The following is a 9,490-nucleotide window of genomic DNA, read 5'->3' on the forward strand; positions in this document are numbered from 1 at the left end:
CCATCGCCCCTACGGGGCTCCAACAGAGAAAGGGAAGAATGTTTTCTGCCCCGCTTCCTTTCCACGGGCTTGCGCCCGTGGCTAGAGAACAGTCGTGCCTCCGGCACTTGTTACGGCCCCTTTCGATGCCCAACACCCGTGCCAGAAAAATTAGTCACACCCACCCCGACGCCAATCCCTACCACCTGCTCTTTGCCATCCCGCCTTCAAGCGCCCGTAACTGAGGGGTTACAGCAAAAAAAAGAAATATTTTCGTGGCCGCCCAGAACACCGCGACCAGCCGTGCCGCAACCGTGACCGTGCCCCCCCATCAGATACGTCAGCGTGCCGGACTGCAAGAGGTTTAATCTCATTGTGCCGAGCCGGCCGGGGCGTGCGCGTCGTCGTCCGGCGGACGCAGGTGAAGCCGTAAGGCTCGAAGTCGCCCCGGTGGGGTCGAAGGTGTCCATAACCTTAGGATGTCGGGAGAATCCGTCGAAATCAAGGAGGAATTGCCGCGTCCCTTACGGTATCCTTGGGGTGCCGAAAGTCGAAGAGCGGCGCGCCGAGAGGCGCACGGACACGGAACCGGTCACAGTGCGGGGAAGGGAGAGGAGAGACATGGGCCCAGGTGCGATGTTCTTTGTTGCGGCGATGGCCCTTGTGGCCGCCCAGGCTTGTGGCGCGGAATCAGCCGGCCCCCCCCCGGCCTCGGCGGAGAAAGAAGGCGCTTGCGTGGAGCAATGGGGCGTCTTCGAACTCCCGTTGAAAGGCCCCGCCGGGGGGAATCCGTATTGCGAGGTGCGTCTCGCTGCCGCGTTTCGCCACGGCGACCGCGTCGTCACCGCAGCGGGCTTCTACGACGGCGACGGCGCCTATCGGGTCCGGTTCATGCCCGACACAGTCGGCGAGTGGTCTTACAGGACCGAAAGCAACCGGCCTGAACTGGACGGCAAGACGGGTTCGTTCACCGCCACGCCGCCGTCGGCGAACAACCACGGCCCCGTGCAGGTCTTCAAGACGTTCTACCTCCGTTACGCCGACGGCACGCCTTATCACCAGTTCGGCACGACGTGCTACGCCTGGGTGCATCAGACGAAGGAACTCCAGGAGCAGACGCTCAAGACCCTGGCCGCCGCGCCCTTCAACAAGATCCGATTCTGCGTGTTCCCTAAGAGTTACGCCTACAACAAGAACGAGCCCGAACGGTTCCCCTTTCGGAGGGACGCCGACGGAAAGTTCGACTTCAGCCAGTTCGATCCGGCGTTCTGGCGGCACTTCGATCAGCGCATCCTGGACCTTCAGAGACTCGGCATCGAGGCGGACCTGATCCTCTGGCACCCCTACGACCGCTGGGGCTTCGCCGCCATGAGCGACGACCAGGACGACCGCTACCTGCGCTACTGCATCGCACGGCTGGGCGCCTTCCGCAACGTCTGGTGGTCACTGGCCAACGAGTACGACCTGATGGCGCCCGGCACGAAGAACCAGCAAGGGAACAAGACGATGGACGATTGGGACCGCTTCTTCCAGAACCTTCAGAAGAACGACCCCTACGGCCACATGCGGGGCATCCATAACTGCAACGCGTTCTACGACCACTCTAAGCCCTGGGTCACCCACGCCAGCATCCAGAGTTCGAATTTGGCGAAAGGGGTTGAATTCCGAGAGAAGTACCGCAAGCCCATCGTCTTCGACGAGTGCAAGTACGAGGGCAACATCCCCCAGGGCTGGGGCAACCTGGATGCCCGGACCATGACCCAGCGGTTCTGGCTCGGCACGATGAGCGGTTGCTACGTCGGGCACGGCGAGACGTACAAGCATCCCGAGGACATCCTCTGGTGGTCCAAGGGCGGCGTGCTCCACGGCGAAAGCCCGGCGCGCATCCACTGGCTGAAGGCGTTCATGGCCGCCGCCCCGGACTTCGACGAACTCCAGCCCCTCGGCGACGACCAGGGCCGCTTCCTCCTGGCCAAGACGGGCGAGTACTACCTGCTCTACGTCCTCGGCGGCAAGAGCCAGACGATCCAACTCGCCGGCGACCGCCCCTACAAGGTGGACGCCATTGACCCCTGGGAGATGAAGGAATGGGCCGTGGGCACCGCGCCGCCCGGCGATTACACCGCCGCCGCCCCGAAGAACGACCTGGTCTATCGCTTCACGCCTTATGCGCCGGGCGAACGGCTGAGGCCGGAGGTACGCCCCACGGCGTCGGTCACCAAAGGCGTTCCGCCGCTGGCGGTCAGGTTTGACAGCGCCACCGGCGGCCGTACGCACTGAGACTTCGGCGACGGCGCGATACATCGAGCGGAACCCCGTGCGTGCGGGTCTCGTCGCCCAGGCGTGGGACTGGCCGTGGTCGAGCGCGGCCGGACATGTGGCGGGTCGAGGCGACCGACTGGTGAAGGCTGGCGGCCCGCTGGCGGCCGAGGTGGCCGATTGGCGGGCTTTTCTTGTGGCCGAGGACGACGAGGATATGCTCCGGCGATTGCGGCGGCACGGCCGTACGGGCCGCCCGTTAGGCAGCCCGAGTTTCGTAACCGATCTGGAACAGTGCCTGTCCCGTCCCCTCTCCCCCCGCAAGCCGGGGCCGAAGCCGGAAAAGAGGAGATAAGTTCTATGTCACCGGAATTCCCGCTACATGTCAGCGAGTTGCCGGCACCGTCGGACTGTTCAGGCGCTTGACCAGGAAGTCCTCAAAGGCGGGCATATCCTTCCACTCGGTGGCAACGTTCACGACCTTGGCGGCGGGGTCGAGCAGGGTCTTGCCGTCGTCGGCCACGCGGACGCCGAGCTTCTCCATCTTCACGAGGTTCTCCGAGAATGCCAGGTACACGGCCACGGTGTCGTATAGGGTGGTACTGGCGGAACCGGCCATAGCGGGATTCTTGCCGGCGGTTGCCCAGGCGCGGTAACTCTCGATGAGGGCGGCAGCGACGGGGTCTTTGGAGTCGCGGACGGCCGCGTACTTCTCGCCCTTCAGGTGCACGAGGCCGCAGGTGTCCAGGGGCGTGATCGTAATGTCCCATGGCGCCTCGAAGGCGGCGCGGCAGGCCTTCGCGTCGACCTTGACGTTGTACTCGGCGTTGATGGTCGGCTTGCCGCCGTAACCGCGGCGGACGCTCCCGTGCATGCCGACGAAGCGGGCCTTCTGGGCGATGCGCGGCTCGCGCTGGAGGGCGGCGGCAATGTTCTGCACCGGGCCGATCGCGATGAGCGTGACGGGCTCGGGCGAATTCATGACAGTATCGATGATCGCCTGGACGCCGTCCTGGTGCACCTTGCCGGGATAGCTCTTGAGGTCGTAGCCCTCGATCCAGACGGCCTGGCGCCCGCCCTTGTCGTCGGGGCGGAGGCCCACGCCCACTGCGACGTCGGTGCGGCCGGCCGCCTGGAGCATCTTCGCCACGATCCTGGCGCGGTAGGTTGCGTTGCCGTTGTCGGACACGACGAGCTTCAGGTCCAGTTCGGGGGACTTCAGGAGCAGGGCCAGGGCCCACGTGTCGTCGATGTCGTCGCCGATGTCGGTGTCGAGGATGGCGGGCACGGGGCCGGCGGCGGCACCGGCGGGGGCGGGGGTGGCCGGCTCGCCGGCGGCCGCATACGCACAGATGGCCAGGCCTGCAAGTGCGGCAATTGCCGCAAGTTCTTCGGCTCGTAACATGGCGGGCCTCCTTGTTCTGTAAATGCCAGGGGCGTGGCTAACTGTTAGCTTGTCCCCATGCGCTGGACAGTTTCCGACCTGGAATAAGGTGGAACCGTCGCCATGGGTAACGTTCCCGCTGCGGTTGCGGAGGGAGCCCGGAGGGCGACCGGGGCAACCGCAGCACGCGCGGCGACGAAACACCCACCGCCCCTGCCCGCCGACTTGTCCTGCGTAGCCCAACGGGCGAAGCGGGAAGCCTTGGCGAAGGCAGGTGTCTCGATTCTATCGCTTCTCGCCGGCTGCACAAGATGTTTTCCGCCCGATCCCGGCACGCCGGGACGAAGACGGGTCCATTCCGCACTCTGCAATCCCCAATCCGCAATCCCTGGTCGCCGTGGCGACCGCAATCTCCCTGTTCGCCGTTGGACCCCCTTGGGGTCCCTGTTCCTTACATAGGAGCCCTTCGGGCCGCAATCGCTCCTTCCCCGCTTCGGCCCGACGCCGGCCGACCCGGCGCATGAAACGGGGCCTTCGCCTCGCGAAGGCCCCGCCTTGGAATGTCTCTTACTCCGGCCCGCCGTGCCGCCTACCGGCTCCGGCGCCGCCTCGCCGCCAAGCCCAAGGCTCCGAGGCCGAGAAGCGCCATCGTCGCCGGCTCCGGCGTGTATTCGTAAGTAACCATGGCCGTGCCTGATATACCAAAGTCTGTTACCCAAACGGTGCTCTTGGATGTACCCGAAACATTGTAACCGCCGCTGCCGGTAATATCAACGGGGATGGTGCCTGCCCCGATGAAGTAACTGAGACCGCTCGTCAGAGAATCCGAATCCGAATCGCTGTCGTTAAGCGTCCCGTAGTCGTGATAGTCCGGACCGCTTCTGACGATGCCGTCTGTCGCCGTCACGGAAACCGGTCCATGAGTGTCGGTAATACTGCCGGCCGCGTGCAACAGTTCGGTCAAGCCGTTCATCACTTTGCCGTCAAAATTACCAATCAGAGACACGCCCATGGAGGCTGGAAGAGTAGGATCGTCATTCTCTGCCTCGATGCTCGAGTGAATATCGCCATCCAAGTCGAGCGTCACCTTGGTCAGGGTCAACGAGCCTCCAAGGTCGTTAAATTGAGACAGGTTGACCGTCTGGCTCCCTGGCGAAAGGTTGAAGGAGTAGGTCGTCGGATAAGAAATCGAGGAGGCCGACGCCACGCCCGGAACCACCAGCGGCAACAGAAGGACTGCTCCCATGAAAATCCGATTCCGCCACATAGGATTACCGCCTTTCCTCTTGGAGGAACCGGCCCCCGGCTCCTCGATACCTGCCCTTAGAGAATCACCTAAAGCGAGACTTACTCTTTTGGAAGCCACGTCCCCCGGGCTTTCCACTTCACGGGTAATATACCCACAAATTCGCAAAAGTCAAATTTTTTTTCTTCGCAAAATCTATTTCTGCGGCCACGAACCGTCATAACTCTTTGTGCAGCAAGAACTTACGCCTCCGCCGCCCTCGCCGGAAATTTCCGTCCGCCCCCCATGCCCAGGCCTGGAGGGGCTTCAAGGCCTTCTCCAACGCCTCCCTCCGCACCTCGCCCAAACACCTCAGCCCCGCCATCGCCCGCGCCGTTCGCCGTTTACTCCGCAATCTCCCTGTTCGCCGTTGGACCCCCTTGGGGTCCCTGTTCGCCGTTGGACCCCCTTGGGGTCCCTGTTCCTTCGTTGGAGCCCTTCGGGCCGCGTTCCGCGTTGCCTTTCCCCGTTCCCCAATCCTCCCTCTGCGTCCTTTCGGTGGTTTGGCTTTGCGCCGTTTGTCGTTCCCCAATCCTCCCTTTGCGTGCTTGGCGTCCTTTGCGGTTAAACCCCGCCTGGACAAGGCGTTACGCCCGCCCAACCTTGCCCGCCGTGGCGGGCGACCGGCGGGTAAACGTTCCGCAACGAACCCGCTCCCCCCGCCACGGCGGGTAAACTTCGGGTCGCGGCTAACCGTCCGCGGTTTTGTCGTTTCAATCCGCACTCCGCATTCCGCAATCACTCTCTCCCTGCCCGTCCAATGCTGTTTCTTTGTCAAATGCGAGATTCCCCCGCCAAATGCGACTTACGCGCGTCCGGCGGAAGTTATACACATAAAGGTATGCACATGACATGGATGGAAAAAGTGCGAAATAGGGCACAAAAACCGGTAAAAACCGGTCAAAAAACACGAAAAAAGTCGAAAAAAGCACTAAATCCGCGCTAGCCCATCTTACCATTCGGGTCCCGTGCAGTGAAAAAACCGCCCGGACGCTAGCGCCAGGGCCGGTGGGTTCCCAAAAATCGCCCCAAAATACCCCCCAAAACCTCCTCCAAAAAGTTATCCACAATCGCCGGTTGCCATAAGTCGAGGCACAGAATTCACCGCAGAGATCGCAGAGACCGCAGAGAACGACGAAAATAGGGGAACGACAAACAGCAAATAGACGGCGTGCATGTGACTAATTAACCCGCCCCGCTTGCGGGGCGGGTTAATGTTACTGCCGTTCCCCAATCCCGCTTTCCTTTGCGCTCTTAGCGAACTCTGCGGTTAGGACTATTTGTCCGCTGGAGGCGCCTCGGGAGCAGGTTTCTCGGCCGGGGCGGCCTTTGGGGGTTCCTGGGGCTTCTCGGGTCCGCCGGTGAGGGTGATCTTGACGACTCGGCCCTGGACCATGCGTTTGACGGCCAGGCGGAGTTCCTGCTGACCCGCGATGAGGCGCTCGAAATCCTTCACGTTGGCGACCGGCTGCTCGTTCACGTGGGTGATCGTCTCGTAAGGCTTGATGCCTGCGACGGAGGCTTTCGAGCCCGGTTCGACCTTGGAGATGACGATGCCGGGGTCGTTCGGTTCCTTCTGGAGATAGCGGCGGACCTCGTAGGTCATGTCGCGGACGGTGATGCCGAGGGCGTCGGATTTGAACCTCGGGGCCGCGCCGAAATGGGGCGGGCTCTGAACGACCTCGAAATCCTTGAAGACCGTCTGGCCGTCGGCGACGAACTCGGCCCGGTACTTTTTGCCGAAGCCGATGTCGGTGATCATGCGGGTGAAGGAGTTCTCGGCGGGCTGCCAGGGGGCGGGGAGGCGGTCGTAGTATTCCTCGGGGAGTTCGTCGAGGCGTTCCCACGGGAACTCCCAGTCGCCGGAGCGGTCGTTCTCCATTTTTATTTCAAGGGGCTTGGGAAAATCCTCGACGTGAAGTCTGAGGAGGATCCAGCCGGCCTTGACGCCGGCTTTGTCGGCGGGGGAAGCGGGATAGACGTAGGAGACGATGGCGCCGGTTTGGCCGTCCTGCGTGAGGTGCGAAACCTTGTTGAGGCGCGCCAGTTCGCGGTCCATGGGCTGAAGGAGGGCGCCCAACCAGGCGATGCGGTTTTCTTCTTCCTCCGAGAGGGGCACGTTGCTCAGGTCGACGTTCTGGGCGAGGGCCCCCAGGACCGGCGCGAGTTGCGTCGCGGCGGTCAGTTTGGGGTTCTCGGAGGACCCTCGTTCCTGCTGGCCCGCCTTGGGCCGGCGCGCGACGGGAAAGGCGACGAGGCTCGCTTCATCGTCGAAGAGGAAGACATTGTCGGCGTTTCCGGGGAGTTCGGGATAGACGTGGCGTTTCCATCCGCGGTTGAACTCCGTGATGCGTCGTCGGCAAACGTAGACGACGCGGTTCTCGCCCTGGATGCGGACGTCGGCGCCCAAGACGAGGACCTTGTCGAAGCGGCGGATGTCGCCGGCGGTCATTTTGACCGCGCCGTCGAGCGGCTTTTTAAGCGTGGCGATGAAGCCACCGTAGTCCTTCAGCGTTCCCTCGAAGGCGGCGGCGACGGGCTCGCCCTCGGGCGGAAAGACCTTGATCCGCTCCAGGCGGGCGGTGACTTTCTGCGCGAGGTTCGCCAGGACGAGGATGCGGTCGGGACCGACGAGGATGCCGGGCACGTGGCGTTCGGTGGCCTGGTCGTCGTCGCCGCCGCGAGAGTACTGGGCCCTTCCACCCTCCTCCTTCTTCGGGCTGCGGAACCCCAATTGGACCCGCAGGACGGCCTGGTCGGCCCTTTTGGCGACCTTGTCGGCGAGTGAGGCGACCTCGTCGGCCGAAAGGGTCGGCCACTTCTCGGGCGGCCCTTTCCACGAATCGTCCACCGGCAGCGTGCCGCTCAGCGACATGCCGACCGGCTGGCCCTTCTCGGTGACGATGAGGCAGCAGAGCGGGACGCCGCGGACCTTGAGGCCGGTTTCCGTCACGGAGACTTCCGAGCCGATGGGCGAGACGCCGACGGTCCAGCCTTCGTCGCCGTATCCGTAGGTGACGGCCAGGAAAGGAGCCTTGGCCTCGGCGTCGAAGGCGAGGGGTTTGGCACCGGCGAGGGGGTTTTCGAGTTGGAGGAAGAGGGCGTTCTGGTCGTGGGCGTATCGGACGGGCTTTGCCGGAACCACCTGGTCGCCGAAGCGAACAGCGATGGACTCGATGAATCGCGGATGGATCATCGGGTCGGGGCTGAGGACGAGAGCGGGCTCCAGGAGAAAGCCTTCGACCTCCAAGGGACGTTCTTCGCGGACGGGCGCGTCGGCGTCGAAGGCGCTGTAGGGATTGACGGGGCACGCGGCGCGGGTATAGCCGCCCGCGACGGGATCCTCGCCCTTGTCGGGGCGCAGGGTGTACTCCACGCGCACCAGGGAGGGAGCGACCTGGCCGGCGACGGCGACGAAGTCGGCGGGGCTCGCCTCCTCCGGGCCGGCCGCCAAGGCCGACGACGCCACTAACACGAGTACCGCGCAAGCCAATCGAGCGTTCATGGGAGGCCCTTTATCCGGGAACGTGATTCGCGGGAACCGTCATTCCTTTTCATAATCGCGCGAGAAGTCGAGAACCATCTGCCTCAGCAGGCCGTTGCGGAGGACGGAAAACATGATGCGGTGCTGTTTCTTGACATTCTCGATGGCCTCGGCGTGGATTTTCTTGACGTCGTCGAGGGTTTTCACCTCCCGGCCTTCGATCGAGAGGATGATGTCCTTGGGCCTGAGGCCGGCGTTGCCCGCGTTGCCGGGCGACTTAACACCGTAGATGAAGACGCCCTCCTTGCGGTGAAAATAGAGTTCGGGGTTGTCGAACTGGTTGATCTGCTTGACGGTGAGGTCCCATCGTGGGCAATCGAGTTCTGCGCCCTCGACCTTGCCTTTTTCGCGGGGCGTGAGTTGGACGGTCATTACTTTTTCGCCGCGGAGGAACTTGATGTCCGCGGGTTGGCCCTTGGGCAGCAGACCCAGCAATCGCCGCAAGGAGGGGAGGTTCTCGGAAGTGACGGCGCTGATGGGCTGGCCGCCGACCTCCAGGATGCGGTCGCGCGGCAGGAGGCCGGCGTGGCGAGCGGGGCTTTCCGGATCGGTTTCGGCGACGATGACGCCGTCGGTCCCTTCGAAATACATGTTGCGGTCGAAGTCGCGGAGGGGTTGAAGTTGCAGGCCGGTCCAACTCCAATTCACCTTGCCGAACTCCGAGATCTGGGCGAGGATGTGGCGAATGGTGTTCGAGGGGACGGAGAAGCCCATGTCGCCGCCCCCCGACGTCCCGAGGGTGTTGATGCCGACCACCTGGCCGTCCGTGTTGACCAGGGGCCCGCCGGAGTTGCCCGGGCTGATCGAGGCGTCCGTCTGGAGCCAGAGGCTGTACTCGCTGGACTCCGGCAGGAAGCGGTGCGTGCAGGAGACGATGCCGATCGAGACGCTGCGCGACAGACCCCACGGGGCGCCCATGGCCATGACGAAATCGCCTTCCTTCAGGACATCCGAGTCGCCGAGTTCCGCACAGGGTAATGGGTTAGAGTCCGGGCGCTTGAGCCTGACGACCGCCAGGTCGGTGTCCTTGTCGGTGCCG

5 protein-coding genes are annotated in these 9,490 nt (G+C 63.6%); 1 reads left to right on the plus strand and 4 read right to left on the minus strand.

From position 1 onward, the window contains the following. Nucleotides 1–600: 600 nt before the first annotated feature. Nucleotides 601–2,259 carry a DUF5060 domain-containing protein gene (locus NTX40_01215; protein MCX5647709.1) on the plus strand — a complete coding sequence of 553 codons (1,659 nt, stop codon included), beginning with the start codon at nucleotides 601–603 and terminating at the stop codon, nucleotides 2,257–2,259. A gap of 364 nt (nucleotides 2,260–2,623) precedes the next feature. On the opposite strand, the gene NTX40_01220 is transcribed toward NTX40_01215, so the two are convergent. From NTX40_01220 to NTX40_01235, 4 genes are all read right to left on the minus strand, one after another. Further along, on the minus strand, nucleotides 2,624–3,643 hold the full coding sequence (locus tag NTX40_01220) for a nucleoside hydrolase (GenBank protein ID MCX5647710.1): 1,020 nt from the start codon (nucleotides 3,641–3,643) through the stop codon (nucleotides 2,624–2,626). A gap of 568 nt (nucleotides 3,644–4,211) precedes the next feature. After that, the gene (locus NTX40_01225; GenBank protein MCX5647711.1) at nucleotides 4,212–4,889 is read right to left on the minus strand and encodes a choice-of-anchor E domain-containing protein; all 678 of its coding nucleotides are present in this window, start codon (nucleotides 4,887–4,889) and stop codon (nucleotides 4,212–4,214) included. 1,294 nt (nucleotides 4,890–6,183) lie between these two features. Continuing rightward, nucleotides 6,184–8,412 (minus strand): PDZ domain-containing protein, encoded by a 2,229-nt coding sequence (locus tag NTX40_01230; GenBank protein MCX5647712.1) that lies wholly within the window; start codon nucleotides 8,410–8,412, stop codon nucleotides 6,184–6,186. 39 nt (nucleotides 8,413–8,451) lie between these two features. Beyond that, a partial coding sequence (locus NTX40_01235) for a trypsin-like peptidase domain-containing protein (protein MCX5647713.1) occupies nucleotides 8,452–9,490 on the minus strand: 1,039 nt, incomplete at its 5' end.

The organism is Planctomycetota bacterium, assembly GCA_026387035.1.
Classification (GTDB): Bacteria; Planctomycetota; Phycisphaerae; order FEN-1346; family FEN-1346; genus JAPLMM01.

What these genes read in the sequence shown, in the direction of transcription:
- NTX40_01215 (MCX5647709.1), top strand. Translation starts at nt 601, where the DNA reads ATGGGCCCAGGTGCGATGTTCTTTGTTGCGGCGATGGCCCTTGTGGCC.
- NTX40_01220 (MCX5647710.1), bottom strand. Translation starts at nt 3,643, where the DNA reads ATGTTACGAGCCGAAGAACTTGCGGCAATTGCCGCACTTGCAGGCCTG.
- NTX40_01225 (MCX5647711.1), bottom strand. Translation starts at nt 4,889, where the DNA reads ATGTGGCGGAATCGGATTTTCATGGGAGCAGTCCTTCTGTTGCCGCTG.
- NTX40_01230 (MCX5647712.1), bottom strand. Translation starts at nt 8,412, where the DNA reads ATGAACGCTCGATTGGCTTGCGCGGTACTCGTGTTAGTGGCGTCGTCG.